This window comes from Myroides fluvii (assembly GCF_009792295.1).
Taxonomy (GTDB): domain Bacteria; phylum Bacteroidota; class Bacteroidia; order Flavobacteriales; family Flavobacteriaceae; genus Flavobacterium; species Flavobacterium fluvii_A.
In genome coordinates this window covers 3,668,022-3,689,514 of record NZ_CP039934.1, presented here as the reverse complement: position 1 = coordinate 3,689,514, position 21,493 = coordinate 3,668,022, and the positions used below count along the sequence as shown (strand labels likewise).

The following is a 21,493-nucleotide window of genomic DNA, read 5'->3' as shown; positions in this document are numbered from 1 at the left end:
TTACTGAGCCACAGCTATTGGCTCAAACGTTAATAATTTTTCTCTATAATACTCATATTGTTGTCTGCGTGCTTGTATCTCTGCTGGCAATCCTGTAGAAATATCATTGACTAATGCATCAAATTTGTCTAAAATAGATACGATGCGTTCTTGTTCTTCTATTGGTGGGATGGGAATTAATATTTTAGCCATATCTTTTGCTGAAACATCAATAACTTTTGTACCTTTTGCATAAACTCTTTTTTGTTTTGAAAAATGAGCTGTTTGAGTAAAATAGGCGAAGAATTTCCCTATGATATCTTTTGAAGGTTTAAAAATCGTAGCATGACCGCCAGTAACAGCTTGTTTATCTCCAAGATATACAACGGCTTTTCCTACATCTTCTAAATTTTCACTGGTATTAGTTATTACAACATCTCCACAATTAACTTTTCGTAGTTTTTTTGCAGTTTCTGTAGAAACAAAAGAAATTGTTTTTGAAGTAAAGATGCCATAATAAGTATATATTTGACCGTAATGAATAGCAGGTACGCCACTTTCAGTGAAATCCGTTTTGGGTAGTCCGTTACCTCTTACCAACTCACCAATATTCCCTAATGCTTTCCACTCCACATTTTTTCCTTCAAACGAAAGCATTTGATTACGATAGTAATCATATTGGTGCGTACGCGCCTCCAGCTCAGCCTCCAGCTCAGCCTCCAGCTCAGTAAACTTGTCGAGAATGCGTACTATTTCTTTTTGTAAAGGAAGTGGTGGAATCGGGATTCGAAAGTTCTTCAACATTGGAAGAGTAATATAAGGTATTGATCCTTTTTTAGAATGTATAAATATATATTCTCTTAGATATTGTTTAAAATAAAAATAGATATACCAAATATTTACTTCTAGAAATTCACTTAAAACGTATGTTCTTTGATATGCATTAAATCTTCCTTTATAATAGTTGACATGCCCCACTTGACTGCCATTTCCAGAAACTAAAATAGCTTCGGTATCAAATTTATATTCATCTATTTTATAAGGTTTAGAATCACAAGTGAAAAATGGATATCTACCATTTTCGACCATAGCATTTGCATTTAACTTGCCTGTAGAAATGTTTTGACAAATTTCACCAAGCTTTTTATATTCCACCCCATCAGGACAATACTGCGCAATCAAATTTTCTATCTTACTCATTATTTTTTCCTTTTTGGGTTAGTTTTTTAATTTCTTTGTCAAAGTCCGAGACTATTTTTTGGGTTTTGTTAAACCAGTCGTATTCTTTTTCTGCCTTAGCAATAGCTTGTTTATGCGATTTTGTTTCTTTACCTTCCAATACTTTAAATTCATTAAAATTTAAAAACTTATCTACACTGTTTGCTAAACTTTCCATGGTAAAGGTGTTTTCGCGCTCAATTAAATTTTCGATATAATCAAAGTAAGAGGTTACGGTACGTTCAAGCTGTTTAATTTCTTTTTCTTCCAGATAATTTTTAGCTACCGAAGTGTCTAATTTTAAAATACGCCCATCCGGTGCATTTTTCCATGTAATTAAGCCCATATTTTCCTTCTGTGCATCAGCTTTTTTATAAATAATTTCGGCTGCTGTATGGCCTGTTATAGCAAAATGAAATTTATTTTGTACCATAGCATAGAAGTTCTTGGTAATTTCTGATTGCGGATTATAATCGATACTGCACTCAGCAAAAATATCGGTAATTTGCTGGTACACTCTTCGTTCACTCGCACGAATCGAGCGAACTCTATCTAGTAGTTCACGAAAATAATCTTTTCCAAAAGCCGTTTTACCTTGTTTTAAACGTTCATCATCTATGACAAAACCTTTGGTTATAAACTCTTTTAAAGTATTGGTTGCCCAAATACGGAATTGAGTTGCTTTTGAAGAATTTACGCGATAACCAACAGAAATAATCGCATCAAGATTATAGAAATTGGTTTCTTTTGTTTGTGTTTTTTCTGCAATAGCGCCATGTGGAGTGGTTGTTTCCATTTTGGAAATAACCAGTTCTTCGTCAAGTTCGCCTTCTTCAAAAATGTTTTTTAAATGCTTACTGATTGCAGGTACCTTAACATCAAAAAGCTCTGCCATCGCCTTTTGTGTAAGCCAAATGGTTTCGTCCTTTACCACCACATTAATCTTGGTATTGAACTGTGGTGTATTGTATATTAAAAACTGTAATTCTTTATTCATAACTTCAGCTTTTATTTATTTTCTAAATCATTCACAATAGCATCAATAGCCATGCGTAACTCTTGTTGCTTTATTACAATATCTTTAATGCGCTGATTTAATTCTACAATGTTTATTTTCTCTGTAGTATCTTCTTGTTCTACATAGCTACTTACAGCAATATTGTAATCGTTCTCTGCAATCTCACTGTTTTGTACTAAACGTGCAAAATGATCGACACTTTCTCGAGAAATAAATGTATTTAAAATCTTTTTGCGGTTGTCGTCCGATAATTTATTCTTATTTCCTCCACGCACAAATTCGGCAGAAGCATCAATAAACAAGGTTGCATTATCTTTTTTACTTTTCTTTAAAACGATAATACAAGTAGCTATGGTTGTACCAAAGAATAAGTCGGGCGGTAATTGAATTACTGTATCAACATAATTGTTATCAATTAAGTATTTACGAATTTTTTGTTCTGCACCACCACGGTACAATACCCCAGGAAATTCAACAATAGCCGCCGTTCCAGAAGTTGCTAACCACGAAAGCATGTGCATGGTAAACGCTAAATCAGCTTTAGATTTAGGAGCTAAAACGCCAGCAGGTGCAAAACGAGGATCGTTAATCAATAGTGGATTGGCATCACCGTCCCATTTAATAGAATACGGTGGATTAGAAACAATGGCGTCAAACGGTTCGTCGTCCCAATGCATTGGATCCATCAAGGTATCGCCATGTGCGATATTAAATTTCTCGAAATTAATATCGTGCAAAAACATATTGATACGACAAAGGTTATAGGTTGTAATATTGGTTTCTTGACCATAAAAGCCTTGGCGCACATTGTCTTTACCCAATACTTTGGCAAACTTTAATAACAAAGAACCTGAACCACATGCAGGATCATACACTTTATTTACTTCTGTTTTACCGACAACTGTAATTTCAGCTAATAACTCAGAAACCTCCTGAGGTGTAAAAAACTCACCACCTGATTTACCTGCATTACTAGCATACATGGTCATCAGGTACTCATAAGCATCACCGAAAGCATCAATATTATTATCTTGGTAATCACCTAGTTTGAGTCCAGCAATTGCGTTTAGTATTTTAGCTAAACGTGTATTACGTTGTTCAACTGTTCCTCCTAATTTGTTGCTGTTCACATCCACATCGTCAAACAGTCCTTTTAAATCATCTTCACTTTCGGTGCCGTTAGCTGAGGATTCGATATCTTTAAAAATGCGATGTAAATCCACATTTAAATTTGGATTGTTCTCAGCATTTTTTTGTACGTTTTGGAATAATTCGGAAGGGAGAATAAAAAAACCTTTTTCAGAAACGGTATCTGTTCTACCAAATTCGGCATTTTCATCTGAAAGTTTCGCGAAATCGAAATCAGTATTCCCTGTTTCCCATTCTGCTTTATTGATATGTGTTGTTAAATTTTCTGAGATAAAACGATAAAATAAAATCCCTAAAACATAGGATTTAAAATCCCATCCATCAACACTTCCTCTTAAATCATTAGCAATCTGCCATATGGCACGGTGTAATTCGTCACGCTCTTGTTCTCTTGTCATTTGTAATAAAAATCTGATTTGCTTTATTTATGGGTTTGCCATGGGCTACCTTTATTAAGTGAGTTTTATTTTGAAAAAATAAATAAAATTCAAAGGCTAAATATACAGCTAATAATATAGGGAACCATTAGAAAACAAAGGAAAGTTATTCAACTAATAAGATCAATTTACAGCCAGAGCATATTATATTTTGATCTAGTATGTTTTTCATTTAGTTGTTCTATTTTAAATTTAATAAAAAACAAATCTGATGATTTTGGGGTCATCCTTTACTTGAATTGGAGACTACAAATTAATCAAAGGCTTCATGTTCTAATCTTAGATTTTGTACTTGAATTCACATTCCGAGCCCTCAATATCTTGTGTTAGTATTACTTCAGTAAAAATTATTGTCTTGGGTAAATTTAAACTTTCCAAAGTATCAATCAACCCCTGTCTGTCATCAACATCATATAAACTTTCACCATTCGGTTTTTCACCGCCTATCCAACAATTTGCTCCATCTCCAATTGCAGCACTGAAGTAAATAGGAATATTACTATAAAGAATGCAATGTAAATGAAAATCTTCATGACCTTCAAGTATATATGATTCACTTATTATATCTAGAATTTCAAAAGGTTTCTTCAACAATTTATCTATAAACTCACTGTTATTTTGAACTTTAATTGGTCTGAATAATTTCTTTAATTTGGGAATTAATGTGAATACTCGGGATGGGTCTAGTCCTTCATCTATTTTTAATTTCATGTTATTTATTTTAAGTTACTATTGCAGTTGTTTCATGTACTCAATTAGATTATAGTGTATCTAATTTGACATTGCTTTATAAAAAAGGTCAAATTATTCTATTCTTTAGGGTTACTATGTTGTTTTTGTTAGAAAAAGTATTATTCTTGGTGATGATGTTATTCAGTTATCTCCCAAGTCAATTTAGCCCCCAAAGCATTCAATACTTTAAATACAGTAATAATCTTTACATTCGCGGTGCTCTTTTCTATTTTAGATATTTGAGCTTTTTGAACCCCAACCAATTCACCCAGTTGAGCTTGGGTTAACCCTTTTTGTTTTCGGAGGATTCTAATTTTGGCACCTATTAATTCAAATTGAATTTTAGATTCAAACAAGTCGCGTTTAGGTGTTCCAATAGGACCTATTTGTTCATCGATGAGTTGATCTAAAGGATATGTTTTCATAGTCAGCTGATTTAAAGACCTAAAAATACAAAAGTTTCTTAACAAAGAAACTTTTAATAATTTCATCAGGATAAACACTGAATAATGAACGGATAATAAAATCAATAAAATACACTAATCCGAATATAATCCCCACCATCAATCCCCATATACCCACATCCACATCGAACAAAATCATGATTATGAGTAGAAGTTAATATCTCTAAACATTTAGGACACATCCGTTGATTCTTAGCCAGTCCTTTATCTCGATACAAGCGATCAATTTCTGCAAATTTAGCCTCCTCTTCAGGGCTGAGCTTTCTATCCGCTTGAAGTTGTTTCATAAAATCATCCATAAGCTAGTTGTTTAATTGTCTGTACAATAAGTTGAAATATAATGTTCTATTAGATTGATATCTAAAGCGTAGTTGTCTTTTTCAATGTTTAAAACCAGTGTCGTAACTTCCGAAGTAAAGATACCGAGGTTTTTCCATTCTTGAGAAAGAGAAGGATGATTGTCTAAGAGTATTTCTTCCACCTGGTTGTAAAGCGAATTGCTATAGTGAGAGCTCAGGAATTCAGATAACATAATTCTTTGAGCTTTGGAACCTAAATGAGATAATTGTTCTTTTATTTCACTTAAAACCGCATTTGTGTGTATTGTCGCATTTGGATTATTTTCCAGAAACCAATTGTTGATGTATTGTTTTGCTTGCATAGTATTTGATTTTTTTCTTTTCTAAGATAAGGATTGTCTGTTTGAATTAAGTAGATATTCTCTACATTTGTATTTGAAAATATTATAAACAAGCGTGAGCTGTCGTTTTGGTAACGGAAAACTAGGAATCTTCTCAATACACCAAAAAGCGACAGACTTACGCCCGTGCCTTTTACTGGCGTGGGCTGAGTCGTCGTGGTGTAAGGTATCCTAGTACCTCCGTTTCCGATTGATCTTAGTTCCGCGCCTTTTTATTTGGCTATGAACACCATTCCTTTATTACCTATACTCAATCAACTTTTATTTAATCGCTCAACGGTTGCTTTTGATCATAATGATCATTTGGCCTTGTCAGCAGATTTTATTCAAAGCATACCCTTGCTGTTGAAGTATCAAGTTTCTCCCTATTGGCTCTTGCAAATTCATCAAGCACTTCAAAATTTAGATTCTAATGCAAAGACCCAAGTACTCCAATACACTTTAAATAGAGAGCTGCACCAAGTTGTTATGGCCAAAGCTGTATTTGGCGTATATCCCGAGTCTATAGGAATTGTTGATTTTGATTTAGCAAAAGATGGATATGCATTTGTTTATAAAAATGAAGTATCAGATGCGTTGTTGTACTTGGTGTATGAGATTGTTTTTAAGTGTGTGTACGATTCTGTTTCTTTAGAGGATAAATTCGTATCAAAAGAAAAATACACTGCATTTTGTTTTCGTTTGTCTGAATCCTATCACCTTTAGTTGATTCGCTTTGACATCACTGCATTATAACTTGTAATAAAGAATTCATATTCATCTCTACTAACAAGTGTACGTAGTTTTTCAACAAAAGCATCCTGATTCAACTGGCACGACTGTAAAAGTAAAATCAAGTTCCTGATGACGAAATCATAGTGAAACTCTAGAGGGTGAGAAAGGGTATCATCGTCTGGATCTACTTTGAATATAATATCACGTCGGGTTCCTTCTACTTTTTTATCGAGTGTTTTTATAAATCCAATAATCATATTGGTTCGCTCTTTCATTAAATCTGCTATTTCCTTTTTTTGTTCCTGTAAGGAGTTCGTTAGCAGCTCCCGATAATTGATGGGTTTTGTTTTGGCTTCTAAATCCAAATCTTGGATAAAATCATTGGCTATAAATGTATTGACAATCGTGCTCACGATATGTAAAATAGGCTTGCCCGTTTCTTTGGATAGCTGTTCTAAGTGTTTATAAGTTTCACTGTATATTTTGACTGTTTTTCGGGTGTGGTTACTCATAAGTGCTTGTATTTTATGTTGTTACTGTGTTTAGACTACTGTGTGTAAGTTCTTAATTTATGATCTTAAGTTACAATTAATTGATTTTTAATCGATTACCTCCCGAATGGGCAAGTTGGGTCGAACTTTTGTACGACGCCGTCTTGCTCTATTTCATAGAAGTGTTTTCTGCCTAGAAAAGGAATTCGGAGGAAAAGAAAAAATAGCAAGAAATTGGTAAGCTAAGAGGAAAGAATAAGGAGTGCTGTTTTCCTTTAATTTATCCTGTTGTTTTGTTCCCAAAGAACTTATCTACTAAATTTCAAGATGACTCTCTTTTGACTTTTTTGCTTCGCTACAATTTATCATCTGCTCTAAAATCAGTTTTTTACTTACCTAATTACCTAAGGCTCTTAATTAATTGATTATTAGTTAGGTATAGTTAAAGGTAAGTTGTTTTTTGAGCTACCTTCTTACCTAAATAACAGTAAATAGGTAAGTAGAAAATTATCTTACCTACCTAAGTAAATGATTGTAAATCAAATCAATATAAGTCTTTAGGTAAGTAGGTAAGATAAATTAGAGTATGGAGCAATTACTCTTTAAAACCCCAAGGAGAGTCTTTAAATTTGGCCTTAGCCAAATAACCATACACCTGTCTTTTTGCATGTTTAATTCGATTAAATCCATGTTTTCTTAATGCCGTTCCAATTTGTTTGTGGTTTAGTTTATGTCCCATAACTGAAAGCTCTGTTATAATCTCAGTGGCTGTTCTAAAATCTTCTATATCTTGACTAGATTCATAGAATCGCAGAACAAATTCACTCTCAACCGTTTGAATTGTAAACCGTTCATTTCTCTTTTCATTAGCCATCACTTCTTCAACAGAGAGATCTGATTTAAATGAAGGCTGGTGTTTATAGATATGATAGGCTTGTGCCCAAAAGTGATCTATATTACACTCTTGACTATAGGCAAAATTGATTCTACCCAGCACATCAAATACAATCCAGCGTACGCTGCCAGTTTCGTCATTTAGAAATTCAAGTTTATTTGTACTGCCAACAAAACTGCAAATGCGATAGAGTAGGGAGGACTTCTCAGCATACGGTAGGCGTTCATTGACCGTAGTTTGAGAGATAATTGATTTGATGGAATTGATATCGTATTTACCCAGGATATCCAACTCTTCAATGTTGATGATAAACGCTTTGCATAACTTGATGCGATCATCTTTGCTAACTCCTATATTTTCATAGTAGTAACGCTTTAGTGGTTTAGGACAAAGGTTCTCTAAGTAGGTAGATTTACCCGCATTTTGTTCTCCATTTCCCAAGATTAAACAATGCTTGTTGATCTGTTCCGGGTGAATGACTGTTTTTACAGCACGAACGGCCCATTTCGTTAAGTGATGAGCAAAGAGTGCATTGTCATCTGTATTGACATAAGAAGCGTATTGTTTAATATAATCTTTGCCATCCCAAGTAGGTAATTCTTCAAAGTAATCGATAATCGGATTATATCGCTCGATGAAATGGCTTTTTAAATATGTTTTTAGAGCCTGTGGACTGACATTTAGCTTTTCTCTGTGCAAGTGGATCAATAGAGAAGATTCGTTGAATTCAAGTGAGCTGCTTGAGTTTCGACTAAAAATTTCAAACTCCAAGGATATTTCGTTAAACTTAATTGTAAAGTACTTGCTGAGTTCTTCGTGAATTTTATCATACACCGAATCCTTGCGTGATGATACGTCATATACGCTTGCTTCTTCCATTAAATAAATAGTTGATTGATAAGAGTATAATGCGTATATTTGCAGCATACTCTTAGGAGTGAGACAATAGTAATCTGAAGCGTTCAAAGGGCAATTTTGAACGCTTTATTTTTTTCTGTTTTTAAAGGTGTATTCCAAGGCTTGTTGCTCTATTTGAGAAACAGATTGACTTTTATTCTGAAGTAGCCATTCATCAATTTCGGACTTCAAAAAGAATAGAAATTTACCGTTTGGTTTTGAATAGGGGATGACATTTTTATGCACAAGTTTGTATATGTGCGAGCGTGTAAAGCCTGTGTAGTTGATTAGATCCTCCACATTAAGTATTTCTTTTGTTGAATCAACAATTAATCGCTCTAATCGATTTAACTTTTCTAGAATAATTTGATTTTCCATTGCTTTCTGTTTTTAGGATTATGAAAGCAAAGGTGTAGTATTAGAAAGAAAAATAAAATAAGGAAAAAGGTAATTTACTGTTTTATAGTCGATTACTTTATCCGTTTTTTGTTCTCCATTTCGAAAAAGCTGTTTTTAAGTTGTTTTGATCAATAGATTTCCCATTTCTTTTGAATTTACGTACAATAAAATGACACATTTTACTTCGTTCTTCTTCAAATAGATCTAATATATCTTCCGCACAAATTGTATTTAGTAGTTCGAAAATTTTTATATAAGAAACTTGTCTATTTCTGCTTGTATATATGCAATTTAATGCTAAGTCAGCACCTAATGGGTTACTAACAAACAAACTTAGAGTAGAAATGTCATTATTAAAATATGGGAGATATTCTTCAGCGATTTTTTTTGACTTTTCATCGTCTATATTTTTAAAAGTAAATGAATTGCTAGTAAAATTGTTCTCTTGTGTTTTGTGTGAAGTTAAATTAGAATAGAGATTAATTGACTTATTGCCTTCTCCTTTGATAAAATCAATAGTTGCTTTAATTTTCTTCTGGTATTCTTTTACTTTTTGTTCAAAGCGAATATCTTCTTGTTCCTGGGCGATTTGCTCTTTAATTTGCTCTTCTATCTTTTTCTTTTCATCCGAATCAGTTGTCAAAGAGGGTGTATTGAATAATATTTTATTTTGGATGTAGATAACGTAAAATAGAATGTTACTAACTAATAGAATAGCGTATAGTACAAGGTTTAGTTCTTCAAAAACAGTTCCAGCCACCCAAATACTTTGAAAAGAGAAATAAGCGAAAAAGAGTGTAGTTAACCCAAGTATAAGTTTTAGGCGGTCGTTTTGTTTGTCCCAAATCACTGTTTGTCCTAGTAAATAAGGATAGATCTTTTTGAAATAATACTGTCCGAAGTTTAGTAGTAAACAGGTAAATAATATAGTTGCCGTTGTGATTAAAAATATTGTCATAATCTTAAAAGTTTAGTTCTGGAATTAAATTAGAAGCTTCTTTCATTTTCTCATCTACAATCTTAGCATAGATTGCAGTAGTGCGTATTTCACGATGTCCTAAGCGTTTGGAAACCGTATAAATATCCGCTCCATTCTCAAGTAAAAGTACCGCGTTTGTATGTCTGGCACTATGAAAAGTAATATGCTTGGATATCCCAGCCTTATTGCACCACAGCACAATAGCGTTGTTATAAACAGCTGAGTACCGCAAGCCAATAAACACTCGATCTCGATTGCCTTTGCGTTCTCCTAATAGCTCTCGAGCTTGAGTAGAAATGTATAGATACTCAACGCCATCGGTTTTCTCTTGTCTGAAGTTTACCCGACTTGAATCATCTTCATCGCGAACTTCAGACCAGGTCATGTTGTGGATATCTGACCATCGCAAACCAGTAAGGCAAGAGAATAAGAACGCGCGTTTTAAAACTTCATATTTACATTCCGTATTGGCTAATTGTTGTACTTCATTAAACGTGAGGTATTCTCGTTGGCTCTCAGCCTGTTCAAATGACTTGATTTTAGCTGCATAATTTAGAGCTAAGTAGCCCTCATCAAAGGCTGCGCGCAAACAGGCCTTAAACTTGTTGAAGTAGGAATATTTAGAGTTAAGTGATAAAGGAAGATCACTCTTAGTACGGGCTTCTTTATCAAAATAAGTACGCACACGTTTTATAAACTTTTCATCAACATCATCAAAGATAGTGTTAGGGGAGATGCATCGCTTTAGATGAATTAGGGTAGCTGTCCAATTGCCGTAGTTTTTGGGACTATCGGATTTCTCCTCCGTTTTCTCCTGAAAGTAGTCTAAAAAGGGGATTTTACCTTTAGTCGTATTCTTTAGTTCAAAGCGACCTTGGTAAAACTCCGCTTCTCGAATAGCTAAGATTTGTTTGGCAAGTGCCAGGGTTTCTTTATTCTCTTTTCTTTCACTAGGATTTTTAGGTTCGCTGTGTAAGAATAGCTTTAAGTTTTCATAATCTCTAACCGTTTTGCGTTTGCCGTTCGGTTGGAGTATGGTACCTTTATAGTATTCGATAGATAGGTTAATCTTACCACTGGGTAATAGACGTTCTCTTAGTGTGATTTTCATTATGTGATGACATTTGCTACATATCTAAAATATGTGATGAATTTGTAGCAACGAATATACTAAGAAAAGAACGTAAAAGAAAAGACTATCAGTTTTAATTTGCTGATAGTCAATTAAAAGAAAGTATATCTTAACAACGGAAACGTAACTTATTTACCGATACAAAAATTAGCAAAAATATTCCCCAACAGTTCATCATTCGTTACTTGACCCGTAATTTCTCCGAAGAAGTAGAGTGCTTGACGAATATCGATAGCCATCAGATCGGCGGAGAGATTCGTTTGTAAGCCCCATTTCACCTTTTCGATTTCCTCTAAAGCTTTGAGCAGCGAATCGTAGTGACGAGTATTCGTTACGATTGTTTCATTATTGCGTAGAGCACCCGTATTTACAAAACCTAATAGCGTTTGTTTCAGCTCGTCAATGCCGAGATTTGCTTTGGCGGACATCAACATTAAATTTTCAATTTTCGATTGAAAAACGTCGATTTGTTCAGGAGTGAGAAGATCCTGTTTGTTACACACGACGAGGAGTGGTTTCAGCGGGTATTTATTCTTTAATTTCTCCAGTTCTACGTTGATTTGATCGATGGATTGAGTCGTCAATTTTCCGCCGTCAATCAAGTAGATGACTACCTGAGCAGCTTCAATTTTTTCGAAAGTCTTTTGAATACCGATACTTTCTACGACGTCTTTTGTTTCGCGAATTCCAGCCGTATCAATAAAGCGGAATCCAATTCCGTCGATCACCAATTCATCCTCAATCGTATCACGTGTAGTTCCTGCAATATCAGAAACAATGGCGCGTTCCTCGTTGAGTAAAGCATTTAACAAGGTCGATTTTCCCACGTTGGGTTCCCCAACAATAGCCACGGGAATTCCGTTTTTGATTACATTTCCAACGGCAAAAGAATCGATTAAGCGTTTGAGGACGAACTCAATACGGTCAATAAGTGCTTTAAATTGCGTGCGATCAGCAAATTCCACATCCTCTTCCGAGAAATCCAGTTCTAGCTCAATAAGAGAAGCAAAGTTGAGGAGTTGTTCACGCAAAAGTGCAATTTCGTTAGAGAAGCCACCGCGCATTTGCTGCATGGCAATTTGGTGACTCGCCTCATTATCCGAAGCAATTAAATCCGCTACGGCCTCCGCTTGAGACAAATCCAATTTTCCATTTAAAAAAGCGCGCATGGTAAATTCACCCGGTTGGGCCATTTTAGCCCCTTTGCGCAAGCACAGTTGAATAATCTGCTGCTGAATGAAGGTCGATCCGTGACACGAAATCTCAATCGTATCTTCCCCCGTATACGAGTGTGGGTTTTTGAATACAGAAACCAAGACCTGATCCAATACGCGTTCCCCATCGACAATATGGCCTAAGTGAAGCGTATGCGTCTTTTGTTTCGTCAAATCTTTGTTCTTAATCGATTGAAAGATGCCATTAACCAAGCTAATCGCATCCTTTCCCGATACACGTATAATCGCAACTGCCCCAGCACCCGAAGGAGTAGCCAAAGCAACAATAGTATCTTGTAATATCATTGGTCTATCTAAATATGTACAAAGATACTATTTATTCATTTATGTTGTGAGATGATGAGGTGGTGAGGTGGTGAGATGATGAGGTGGTGAGGGGTGATTGTTGAGGGTTGACTGTTGATGAACGATCGCTGATAAACGAAAATCTAAACCCAACGCAAGCCAAATCAGGAGCGTCAAATGGTTGAAAAGACTGCAAAAATAAAAGGTGTTTGAGCGTAGCGAGTTCTTTTATTTTCAGTCTTGAAAGCAAATTTGACCCTTATTTGGGTTAGTTGAAGGGGTTTTTGCTTCTTTTTTACCCCTTAAAAAAGAAAGAGAAGTGGGGAATTGGTTAGTAGGTTGATTGTTGGTTGGTGGTGAGATGGTGAGGTGGTGAGGGTTGACTGTTGATTGTTGAGGGTTGACTGTTGATGAACGATCGCTGATAAACGAAGATCTAAACCCAACGCAAGCCAAATCAGGAGCGTCAAATGGTTGAAAAGACTGCAAAAATAAAAGGTGTTTGAGCGTAGCGAGTTCTTTTATTTTCAGTCTTGAAAGCAAATTTGACCCTTATTTGGGTTAGTTGAAGGGTTTTTTGCTTCTTTTTTACCCCTTAAAAAAGAAAGAAAAGTGGGGAATTGGTTAGTAGGTTGATTGTTGGTTGGTGGTTGACAGGGTGAGATGATGAGATGGTGAGTTGGTGATTGTTGACTGTTGATAAACGATCGCTGATAAACGAAAATCTAAACCCAACGCAAGCCAAATCAGGAGCGTCAAATGGTTGAAAAGACTGCAAAAATAAAAGGTGTTTGAGCGCAGCGAGTTCTTTTATTTTCAGTCTTGAAAGCTAATTTGACCCTTATTTGGGTTAGTTGAAGGGGTTTTTGCTTCTTTTTTACCCTTTAAAAAAGAAAGAGAATTGGGGAATTGGTTAGTAGGTTGATTGTTGGTTGGTGGTTGGTGGTTGACAGGGTGAGGTGATGAGGTGATGAGGTGATGAGGTGGTGAGATGATGAGGTGGTGAGGTGATGATTGTTGACTGTTGATGAACAATCACCTGATAAACTAAGATCTAAACCCAACGTAAGCCAAATCAGGAGCGTCAAATGGTTGAAAAGACTGCAAAAATAAAAGGTGTTTGAGCGCAGCGAGTTCTTTTATTTTCAGTCTTGAAAGCAAATTTGACCCTTATTTGGGTTAGTTGAAGGGGTTTTTGCTTCTTTTTTACCCCTTAAAAAAGAAAGAGAAGTGGGGAATTGGTTAGTAGGTTGATTGTTGGTTGGTGGTTGACAGGGTGAGGTGGTGAGGGTTGACTGTTGATTGTTGATGAACGATCGCTGATAAACGAAGATCTAAACCCAACGCAAGCCAAATCAGGAGCGTCAAATGGTTGAAAAGACTGCAAAAATAAAAGGTGTTTGAGCGCAGCGAGTTCTTTTATTTTCAGTCTTGAAAGCTAATTTGACCCTTATTTGGGTTAGTTGAAGGGGTTTTTGCTTCTTTTTTACCCTTTAAAAAAGAAAGGGGGTGGAACTTTGTGAGGTTTATCTCATTGGTTAATATTTATCTCATTAGGTTTATATTTTGTATTGGTATTCGATGAATCTACGCTTCGATTTTATTTTCGTATTCGATGAATCTACGCTTCGATTTTATTTTCGTATTCGATGAATATATCTCACCTATTTTATATTTGTTTTAGTGTTCGATGAATCTTCACTACGTTTCGATTTTCACTACGTTTCGATTTTCGCTACGCTACGATTTGTGCTTTGTAGAAGATTCAAAACTTCACAAAAAAACAAAAAAGCAACTTTACCTTTCTTGTGAGGGTTGTTCTTTGTAGAAAAATCAGACGTTCACAAAAAAGCAACTAACAAAAAACTTGTACAATTTTCACATTTTTAAGTGCTATTTTTTCATTTAAAAGCCTGATAAATACTGCGTTTTTTTACGTATTGGAAACTAAAAAGTTAATCTTAATTCCTTATCTTTATAGAAATCAAAATTATCACTACCATGAAGAAAATACTTTTCCCAACAGATTTCTCAGAAACAGCAAATAATGCTTTAATATACGCACTAAAAATGGCGGATAGTCAAAAAGCAACCCTTTTTGTTTTACACGCTTATGAAATGCCAGTAATCTCTGCGACAGCTAACCCTGTAATGGTGCAAGACGTATATAAATCAATAGAATTAAGCAATTTTGAAAACTTTAAAGATCAAGTGCCTTTCATTCGCGATATCGCCAAAGAAAACAACTTAGATCACGTTCCTATGAACTTTATCCTCGAAGAAGGTTTCTTAAACTCCATCTTGAAGAAAAGAGTAGAAGAAGAAGAAATTGATTTAGTGGTAATGGGAACGAATGGAAACTCAGGATGGGATAGAAAATTGTTGGGGTCTAATACAATTAACGCCATCAATTCCCTAAAAGCCCCTGTGTTAAGTGTACCACATGATGCTGTTTTTAATGGAATCAATTCCATCGCGTTTTCAACGTTATTTAATACAAGCGATAAAATCGTATTAGATAAATTAGTGAAAATCGCCAAAGGCTATGACGCTACAATTAAGTGTATTCACGTAGTAGAAGATGTGGATAGCATCAAACAAGAAGTAGTGGATAGTTGGTTAGAACACTACAAGGGAAATCCAATAACGTTTGCTATTGTAGAAGGAAAAGAGGTAGAAAAAGAAATATTCACTTTCTTGGACAAAGAAAATATTGACTTACTTGTTTCTGTCAAGCGAAACAGAAGTTTCTTGGATAAGTTGTTTACTTCGAGCATGACTAAAAAATTAAGCTATCATACGCATGTGCCAATCATCGCTTTTCACGAAGAGTAAAAAATAAAAAAAAGTCGTAAAGTTGTTGCTTTACGACTTTTTTTGTTGATTCATTTCCATATTTGTAATTAGTCAACCTTGTTTTTATTGATTTCATCCTGAAGTTGTCTTCTGATCTTCTGCTCTCGTTCCAATGACAATTTGCGGAATTCTTCAAACTCTTCATCCGTGTCTTTTAATTTTTTGAGCGCATCCTTAGTATCTACATGTGATTTTTTAAAGCGGTAGTAGAAAAGAGCAACAAGAACAAATAGAAAAGCAAAAATTGCTAAAATTACAGTTTGTATCGTGTTCTTATCAGCAGTAATACCCAAAAAATCGAAGTGTTCTTCCTTTGCTAAAGAAGTTTTCAACTCCTGTTCTGCAGTATTTAGTTTTTGTGTGGCAGTTTCTAGCTCTTTTTTATGCTGTTCAATCAGCGATTGATTCGCCGCTGTATTATTTTTATATTGGCGAAGAGAATCTTCTACATTCTGTTGTAAATCCAAAAGACTTTGCTTATCGACAATTTTAAAATTCTGATAATTAGAGGACTTGTTGAATAATGTAGAAAATTGATTTGTTATAGTTTTGATGTTACCCTGGGCAAAAACAGTACTCGTTAGCGCTAGGGTGGCAACCAGAAAAATACGTTTTGTTCTTTTCATTTACTAACTTTTATGTATTAAAATTTTATAGAGCTCTAATATAAGTCATTTATTATTATAAAAAAGCATTGTGAAATAGATTTTTTAAGAAATTTTTATTTTTATTTTTAGAACTATTGGCAAAAAAGATGTGATTAATATAAGAATGAGACCCGGTTGCATAATTAAATCGCGGATTGTCAAAAATCAGTATGCATCTTGTACTATTTTTGAATATATAGCGTTAGTTTTGATATTAAAAAAGAGAAGAAATGATGAAAAAGCTTTTTTCTACCCTGCAGCAATGGGTGTGGTGTATCTGTTTTTTTCTATTGGGATCTGCGGTTCACTATGGACAAGCCCTAAATCAAGATGAAGTGACAGCTGTGAAAATGTGGTTAGATGAAGACGGAGAAACGAGTTTGTACATGAAAGTAAGTGCCGCTTGTAATAATTACGACAGCAAACGTGCGTTTGATTATATCGGATTACCCTCAACGATAACGTTAAAGCTAAACAGCGATGTGGGAGAGACTTCTTTCGTATATGAACACCCGCGTTATGAATCTTCCATGTTGATGTTTTACAGTGAAGCGGTTTGGTTTAAAACCTACAATTGGAAGCATGCCGTTTTTATTCCCCTTTTTTACTGTAGTCAAAAACATGGTGCAACTATGCCTTTGTCTTACATCATCTTGTTCAACCAAAAGATGCATATCGTTCACCTCTCTTTTCAATGTAAACCCGAGGTGTGGGGCAGTTGTGTTCCTGTATTTAAAAAGCGAAATATTAAAAATCAGTTGGCACAATTACCTGAGGCATTACAAGTTGATTTTATACAGTATGTCGAGAAAACCTATACGACACGAGAGGATTTGTATCCCAATCATATGACTTTTAAGCAGAAGAAATACAACGATTGGAATCTAGAATCTGTCGTCTCTATTGTAGAAGCAAGCTATCCTCATGAATTGCTCCGTCGATTGCATACCTTTATTGAAGATCAAAAATGGCAATTAGCGGAAGCCTATAAAAAAGAGTTTGAATACCTCTATGTGGAAGCGGACTATGTGCATATTGCAGGATTTCGCACGAGTAAACGAACCTATGAGGAAGAGATACAACGCTTGATCAACAGCGGTTCATCCACCGAAGAAAAACTTTTAGAGCAAGCCAATCACCATGCAGAGGCAGGAGATTTTCAGCGCGCTTATCAATGGTATAAAGCTATATTGGAAGAATTTAAGCTGCAATAGTTTTATCAAGTAGTTAAAAATACTTACCTTCTTGGCTCAACTAAAAAATACAAGATGAAAAAGGCAATACAAGACTTATATCCAGAAAATTTAGCACATTGTTACGGATGTGGAAAGTTAAATCCAACGGGACATCAATTAAAAACGTATCTCGATGGAGCAGGAGGGACGATTGCACATTTTACTCCAAAAGCAGAACACACAGCTTTACCAGGTAGTGTATATGGGGGATTAATAGCTTCTTTACTAGATTGTCATGGCACGGGATCTGCCGCTGCTTTTGCCTGTTTAGAAGAGGAAATCCCCTTAGTAGAACCTCTCGCTGTTCGTTGTGTGACCGCCTCTTTAAAAGTAGATTTTAAAGCGATGACCCCGATGGGAGTACCTTTACTACTCAAGGGGACACTAAGAAGTATTGAGGGAAGGAAAATATGGGTAGATATGACTTTGTCTGCAGGAGATATACTTTGTGCAACGGGTGAAATATTAGCCATTCGATTAAAAGAAGAATAAGTAATTCAAAGGAATAAAAAAGCGAGTGATCTCAAAAGGAGGACTCGCTTTTTTTTAAAAAACTATGGAATTTACTATTTCGTGGGAAGGGTTCGCGTTAACCAACCGCTTCGATTTGCTGTAGCAATGGCATAAGGGGTAATCCAAAATAAGGTAAACGTGTAAAAAATACTATAGGTATACGCCCAAAAGGAATCTTTAAGGTTGTATTTCTTTGCATAAAATAAAACCTGAATAGAAGAAAATACCAATATGCCGGCTAAGGCACTACTAATAAACATGATGGGGTAACTAAGTATCAAGTACAACATCAAGAGCATCATCGGATACGCCAATATGACCTTTAACCATTGGTTTAAAAGTAAAATACGCGGCCCAAGGGTTGAACCAGTTCTAAATTTGCGAAAGGCAAATTTACTCATCATGATATTTTCTCGCACATTACTGCGTTCCCAACGGATAAACATTTTGTATAATCCCTTGAAATTTTCGGGTGTGTTGGTCAGCACATAAGCGTTTTTTTGAAATAACACATGATAGCCTTGTTTTAAAATCATATTGGTCATGGCGCGATCTTCACCAATATCAGAAGGGGTACCCATAAAAGTTTGATTAATCCACTGTTCCAAACAGTTCATAACAGCTTCTCTTCGGTACGCAGCTAATGCTCCTGGGGTACACAATACACTGTTTAACGCGCTTTGGGCAGATCGAATAAATTCAAAGCTAAAGACAAAACTAACATTGAGCATTTTGGGAATAATACCATCTTCGGTGTTTAGCACTAATACATTACCACCTACAGCACCACACAAAGCATTGTGCGCAAATGGACTCACTAATTGTCTCAACGTATCTGTTCTTACAATAGAATCACTGTCAACCGTTACAAATACCTCGCCTTGACCTAATTTAAATCCGCGATATAGCGCATGTCTTTTTCCCCTATTGCGGGGTTGCTGAAAAATTTCAACACGGGATCCTAAAACTGCTTTTGCTTTTTGCATCCAAGCCCAGGTATCGTCCTTACTGCCATCGTCAAAAGAAATAATCTCCAACTTGTCCGCAGGGTAGTCACTCTGTGCTAAACTCAATAGCGTATCGTAAACCAAACGCCCCTCATTATAGGCGGGAACAATGACAGTACAAGTAGGCAATTCACTGTCTCCAACAGGAGCAACGGGCTTGTATTTGAAGTATTGATAAAAAATGTAAAGCAAAAACAAGAGCTGAACCGCTAAAAGAACCATGCTTAACCCAAAGAATAGTTGCCCACCCCAGCCTTCTAAGCGCTTCAATTGCATTCGCTCAAAGTAAGGATGGAAGCGATAAAGTATCGCTACACTACTGAATAGTAAGACAAAGGTTAGGACCAACACCAAATAATCGGTGAGACTAAATCGAGATTGTTTATTCGAGTTTTGCGAAGTGTCTAGGGATGAATACGCAAGCTTGGGGACTTTGTTAGTTTTCATAAGTATGTCGTTTAGTATAAAAAGGCGTTTCTGTTTTTGACTCATCGCTAGGAGTACAATGTAGAAACACATAGAAAAATAGATTCTCTCCTTAGTATTGCACAAGATGTGTGCCATTTGATTTTACTGGGGTTTTACGGTGTTTTTGGCAAAAGGACTTCCCCATATTGTTGAATTGGACAACACATTGTTTAGATTAAGTCCAAGAGTAAGTAATGAAAAGACTGCAAATGAAAAAATTGTTGAAATAGAACAGAAGGAACATCAAGAAAAGATAAAAAATACGCAAAACGCGAATGCTCGAATGCTTTTCTCCAGCAGGTCAAGCAACATAGAGCGAGTTATTTCTGTTATTTACCCCTTTTTTTTTTGTTAAATAGCTATTGAAATTTTACGACTTAAACGTGTAAAAATCTTTTATCTTTGAAAATGAAACTTTTTTAGAATGAATAAAATGAATAGAATGAAAGTACTAGTAACAGGTGGACTAGGATTTATAGGGTCTCATACCGTAGTAGCTTTGCAAGAGAAAGGTTATGAGGTAGTTGTTGTTGACGACTTGTCTAATGCGTCCATCACTGTTCTTGAGGGAATTAAAAGCATCACAGGACAAGTGCCAACATTTGAACAGTTAGATTTACGCGATAAACAAGCCGTTCATCAATTCTTTCATGCGCATCAAGACATTGCGGGAGTGATTCACTTCGCAGCCTCAAAAGCTGTAGGGGAGAGTATGAAACTACCGTTGGAATATTATGAAAACAACTTCTTTTCTTTAATTAATGTGTTAGCTGCCATGAAACACATCGGCTTGAACAAGATGATTTTTAGTTCTTCTTGTACGGTGTATGGGCAAGGAGAGGTTATGCCCCTCACAGAAGAAGAGTCAATTAAAACGGCCTTATCGCCTTATGGCAATACCAAGCAAGTAGGCGAGGAAATAATCGTAGATTTAGCTAAGGTTTATCCGCTACAAGCTGTTTTACTGCGCTATTTTAATCCCATTGGAGCACATGAGTCTGGATTTATCGGTGAATCTCCACAAGGAGTACCTTACAATCTGATTCCATATATCACCCAAACAGCCGTTGGAGTTCGCCCGTTTTTATCTATTTATGGGAAGGATTACGATACTGCAGATGGTACTTGCGTCCGCGATTATATTCACGTGGTGGATTTGGCTGATGCACACGTAAGAGCCCTGGAATATCTGTTTAAAAATGAGAATACAGAGCAAATAGAAGTGTTTAACGTCGGCAATGGTCAAGGTTACTCGGTCTTAGAACTAGTACATTCTTTTGAACGCGTTAGCGGAATAAAAATTAACTATGAAATAGTGGAACGACGCCCTGGTGATGTAGATAAAGCTTGGGCAAATACAGCTAAAATTGAACGTGTATTAGGTTGGAAACCAACAAAAACACTGGATGATATGTTAGCTAGTGCGTGGAACTGGGAAAAAAAATCGAGAAAATACTAAAATATTATTTGATGTAAACGGATGAAAAAGATTAGCATTGAAATAAAGTGGGGCATTATTTTTTCAATTGTAGGCCTATTGTGGATGGTACTAGAAAAAGTAGCTGGACTACATGGCCCTTATATTGATTATCATTTGTATCTAACGAATTTATTCGCCATTCCAGCTGTTGTCCTAATGGTTTTAGCGCTGAAAGACAAGAAAAAAAACTTTTATGACGGTGATATGAACTATGGAGAAGGCATGTTGTCAGGGGTTGTACTTTCGTTAGTTATCGCTATTTTAAGCCCATTAACACAGTGGATTACAAGTTATGTCATTACGCCAGAATTCTTTCCTACTGTCATCAAACGAGCTGTAGAATTGGGCTTCTATGCTAATGAAGCAGATGCGACCAGCTACTTTAACTATGGTAACTACGCTAGACAGGGCTTCTTAATGGCGCTCATGATGGGTGTGATTACTACTGCTATTATTATGATTTTTTTGCGATCAAAAGCAAATAAAAAATAGGCTGTGAAAGACGAAGACGAGGAGCAAGATTAATCCCAGTGTTTTTTGGTGAAATTAATGCGAATTATGGT

21 protein-coding genes are annotated in these 21,493 nt (G+C 35.6%); 6 read left to right on the top strand and 15 right to left on the bottom strand.

Features of this window, described 5'->3' with window-relative positions; translation table 11 throughout:
* From FBR08_RS16310 to FBR08_RS16280, 7 genes are all read right to left on the bottom strand, one after another.
* Positions 1-1,179, bottom strand: a complete 1,179-nt coding sequence (locus FBR08_RS16310; protein ID WP_158964009.1) for a restriction endonuclease subunit S — start codon at positions 1,177-1,179, stop codon at positions 1-3.
* A complete protein-coding gene (locus FBR08_RS16305) occupies positions 1,172-2,194 on the bottom strand; it encodes a virulence RhuM family protein (protein WP_158964007.1) in 1,023 nt (340 codons plus the stop codon). Before FBR08_RS16305 ends, FBR08_RS16310 begins: the two co-directional genes overlap by 8 nt.
* Positions 2,195-2,205: 11 nt before the next feature.
* Complete coding sequence (locus tag FBR08_RS16300; RefSeq protein ID WP_158964005.1) at positions 2,206-3,762, bottom strand: type I restriction-modification system subunit M; 1,557 nt, start codon at positions 3,760-3,762, stop codon at positions 2,206-2,208.
* Positions 3,763-4,080: 318 nt separating this feature from the next.
* Positions 4,081-4,512: a hypothetical protein gene (locus FBR08_RS16295; RefSeq protein WP_158964003.1), complete on the bottom strand. Its 432-nt coding sequence runs from the start codon at positions 4,510-4,512 to the stop codon at positions 4,081-4,083.
* 158 nt (positions 4,513-4,670) lie between these two features.
* On the bottom strand, positions 4,671-4,958 hold the full coding sequence (locus FBR08_RS16290; protein ID WP_158964001.1) for a helix-turn-helix domain-containing protein: 288 nt from the start codon (positions 4,956-4,958) through the stop codon (positions 4,671-4,673).
* A 101-nt stretch (positions 4,959-5,059) separates the two neighbouring features.
* A complete protein-coding gene (locus FBR08_RS16285; protein ID WP_158963999.1) occupies positions 5,060-5,296 on the bottom strand; it encodes a DUF7695 domain-containing protein in 237 nt (78 codons plus the stop codon).
* A gap of 11 nt (positions 5,297-5,307) precedes the next feature.
* On the bottom strand, positions 5,308-5,658 hold the full coding sequence (locus FBR08_RS16280) for a hypothetical protein (RefSeq protein WP_158963997.1): 351 nt from the start codon (positions 5,656-5,658) through the stop codon (positions 5,308-5,310).
* Positions 5,659-5,919: 261 nt separating this feature from the next.
* On the opposite strand from FBR08_RS16280, the gene FBR08_RS16275 reads away from it, so the two are divergent.
* On the top strand, positions 5,920-6,402 hold the full coding sequence (locus FBR08_RS16275; RefSeq protein WP_158963995.1) for a hypothetical protein: 483 nt from the start codon (positions 5,920-5,922) through the stop codon (positions 6,400-6,402).
* Here the strand turns inward: FBR08_RS16275 and FBR08_RS16270 are convergent.
* The 6 genes from FBR08_RS16270 to mnmE all read right to left on the bottom strand — a co-directional run bounded on the left by FBR08_RS16270 (position 6,399) and on the right by mnmE (position 12,724).
* Positions 6,399-6,923 (bottom strand): hypothetical protein, encoded by a 525-nt coding sequence (locus tag FBR08_RS16270; RefSeq protein ID WP_158963993.1) that lies wholly within the window; start codon positions 6,921-6,923, stop codon positions 6,399-6,401. The genes FBR08_RS16275 and FBR08_RS16270 overlap by 4 nt on opposite strands.
* A 574-nt stretch (positions 6,924-7,497) precedes the next feature.
* Complete coding sequence (locus tag FBR08_RS16265) at positions 7,498-8,724, bottom strand: VapE domain-containing protein (protein WP_158963991.1); 1,227 nt, start codon at positions 8,722-8,724, stop codon at positions 7,498-7,500.
* Positions 8,725-8,781: 57 nt separating this feature from the next.
* Positions 8,782-9,072, bottom strand: a complete 291-nt coding sequence (locus FBR08_RS16260; RefSeq protein ID WP_158963989.1) for a helix-turn-helix transcriptional regulator — start codon at positions 9,070-9,072, stop codon at positions 8,782-8,784.
* A gap of 97 nt (positions 9,073-9,169) precedes the next feature.
* A complete protein-coding gene (locus tag FBR08_RS16255) occupies positions 9,170-10,051 on the bottom strand; it encodes a hypothetical protein (RefSeq protein ID WP_158963987.1) in 882 nt (293 codons plus the stop codon).
* A gap of 4 nt (positions 10,052-10,055) precedes the next feature.
* Positions 10,056-11,183, bottom strand: a complete 1,128-nt coding sequence (locus FBR08_RS16250; RefSeq protein ID WP_158963985.1) for a site-specific integrase — start codon at positions 11,181-11,183, stop codon at positions 10,056-10,058.
* Between the two features lie 149 nt (positions 11,184-11,332).
* Entirely contained in the window at positions 11,333-12,724 is a 1,392-nt protein-coding gene (gene mnmE, locus FBR08_RS16245) for a tRNA uridine-5-carboxymethylaminomethyl(34) synthesis GTPase MnmE (RefSeq protein ID WP_158963983.1), read from the bottom strand.
* A gap of 2,001 nt (positions 12,725-14,725) precedes the next feature.
* Between mnmE and FBR08_RS16240 the strand changes: the two genes are divergently transcribed.
* Positions 14,726-15,559, top strand: a complete 834-nt coding sequence (locus FBR08_RS16240) for a universal stress protein (protein ID WP_158963981.1) — start codon at positions 14,726-14,728, stop codon at positions 15,557-15,559.
* A gap of 68 nt (positions 15,560-15,627) precedes the next feature.
* On the opposite strand, the gene FBR08_RS16235 is transcribed toward FBR08_RS16240, so the two are convergent.
* Entirely contained in the window at positions 15,628-16,206 is a 579-nt protein-coding gene (locus FBR08_RS16235) for a hypothetical protein (RefSeq protein WP_158963978.1), read from the bottom strand.
* A gap of 251 nt (positions 16,207-16,457) precedes the next feature.
* Here FBR08_RS16235 and FBR08_RS16230 point away from each other — a divergent pair, with 251 nt between their 5' ends.
* Both FBR08_RS16230 and FBR08_RS16225 read left to right on the top strand, forming a co-directional pair.
* Positions 16,458-17,441 (top strand): hypothetical protein, encoded by a 984-nt coding sequence (locus FBR08_RS16230; protein ID WP_158963976.1) that lies wholly within the window; start codon positions 16,458-16,460, stop codon positions 17,439-17,441.
* 54 nt (positions 17,442-17,495) lie between these two features.
* A complete protein-coding gene (locus FBR08_RS16225) occupies positions 17,496-17,954 on the top strand; it encodes a PaaI family thioesterase (RefSeq protein WP_158963974.1) in 459 nt (152 codons plus the stop codon).
* Between the two features lie 74 nt (positions 17,955-18,028).
* Here FBR08_RS16225 and FBR08_RS16220 read toward each other — a convergent pair whose 3' ends face one another.
* Complete coding sequence (locus FBR08_RS16220; RefSeq protein WP_158963972.1) at positions 18,029-19,429, bottom strand: glycosyltransferase; 1,401 nt, start codon at positions 19,427-19,429, stop codon at positions 18,029-18,031.
* Positions 19,430-19,892: 463 nt separating this feature from the next.
* Between FBR08_RS16220 and galE the strand changes: the two genes are divergently transcribed.
* Both galE and FBR08_RS16210 read left to right on the top strand, forming a co-directional pair.
* Positions 19,893-20,909 (top strand): UDP-glucose 4-epimerase GalE, encoded by a 1,017-nt coding sequence (galE, locus tag FBR08_RS16215; RefSeq protein WP_158963970.1) that lies wholly within the window; start codon positions 19,893-19,895, stop codon positions 20,907-20,909.
* Between the two features lie 21 nt (positions 20,910-20,930).
* Positions 20,931-21,422, top strand: coding sequence for a DUF4199 domain-containing protein (locus FBR08_RS16210; protein WP_158963968.1), 492 nt, complete (start codon positions 20,931-20,933; stop codon positions 21,420-21,422).
* The last annotated feature ends 71 nt before the right edge of the window (positions 21,423-21,493 follow it).

Coding starts and splice junctions, on each gene's coding strand:
- FBR08_RS16265 (WP_158963991.1), bottom strand. CDS start 8,724: ATGCTGCAAATATACGCATTATACTCTTATCAATCAACTATTTATTTA.
- FBR08_RS16305 (WP_158964007.1), bottom strand. CDS start 2,194: ATGAATAAAGAATTACAGTTTTTAATATACAATACACCACAGTTCAAT.
- FBR08_RS16280 (WP_158963997.1), bottom strand. CDS start 5,658: ATGCAAGCAAAACAATACATCAACAATTGGTTTCTGGAAAATAATCCA.
- galE (WP_158963970.1), top strand. CDS start 19,893: ATGAAAGTACTAGTAACAGGTGGACTAGGATTTATAGGGTCTCATACC.
- FBR08_RS16275 (WP_158963995.1), top strand. CDS start 5,920: ATGAACACCATTCCTTTATTACCTATACTCAATCAACTTTTATTTAAT.
- FBR08_RS16260 (WP_158963989.1), bottom strand. CDS start 9,072: ATGGAAAATCAAATTATTCTAGAAAAGTTAAATCGATTAGAGCGATTA.
- FBR08_RS16290 (WP_158964001.1), bottom strand. CDS start 4,958: ATGAAAACATATCCTTTAGATCAACTCATCGATGAACAAATAGGTCCT.
- FBR08_RS16310 (WP_158964009.1), bottom strand. CDS start 1,179: ATGAGTAAGATAGAAAATTTGATTGCGCAGTATTGTCCTGATGGGGTG.
- FBR08_RS16220 (WP_158963972.1), bottom strand. CDS start 19,429: ATGAAAACTAACAAAGTCCCCAAGCTTGCGTATTCATCCCTAGACACT.
- FBR08_RS16235 (WP_158963978.1), bottom strand. CDS start 16,206: ATGAAAAGAACAAAACGTATTTTTCTGGTTGCCACCCTAGCGCTAACG.
- FBR08_RS16285 (WP_158963999.1), bottom strand. CDS start 5,296: ATGGATGATTTTATGAAACAACTTCAAGCGGATAGAAAGCTCAGCCCT.
- mnmE (WP_158963983.1), bottom strand. CDS start 12,724: ATGATATTACAAGATACTATTGTTGCTTTGGCTACTCCTTCGGGTGCT.
- FBR08_RS16295 (WP_158964003.1), bottom strand. CDS start 4,512: ATGAAATTAAAAATAGATGAAGGACTAGACCCATCCCGAGTATTCACA.
- FBR08_RS16250 (WP_158963985.1), bottom strand. CDS start 11,183: ATGAAAATCACACTAAGAGAACGTCTATTACCCAGTGGTAAGATTAAC.
- FBR08_RS16300 (WP_158964005.1), bottom strand. CDS start 3,762: ATGACAAGAGAACAAGAGCGTGACGAATTACACCGTGCCATATGGCAG.
- FBR08_RS16270 (WP_158963993.1), bottom strand. CDS start 6,923: ATGAGTAACCACACCCGAAAAACAGTCAAAATATACAGTGAAACTTAT.
- FBR08_RS16210 (WP_158963968.1), top strand. CDS start 20,931: ATGAAAAAGATTAGCATTGAAATAAAGTGGGGCATTATTTTTTCAATT.
- FBR08_RS16225 (WP_158963974.1), top strand. CDS start 17,496: ATGAAAAAGGCAATACAAGACTTATATCCAGAAAATTTAGCACATTGT.
- FBR08_RS16255 (WP_158963987.1), bottom strand. CDS start 10,051: ATGACAATATTTTTAATCACAACGGCAACTATATTATTTACCTGTTTA.
- FBR08_RS16230 (WP_158963976.1), top strand. CDS start 16,458: ATGATGAAAAAGCTTTTTTCTACCCTGCAGCAATGGGTGTGGTGTATC.
- FBR08_RS16240 (WP_158963981.1), top strand. CDS start 14,726: ATGAAGAAAATACTTTTCCCAACAGATTTCTCAGAAACAGCAAATAAT.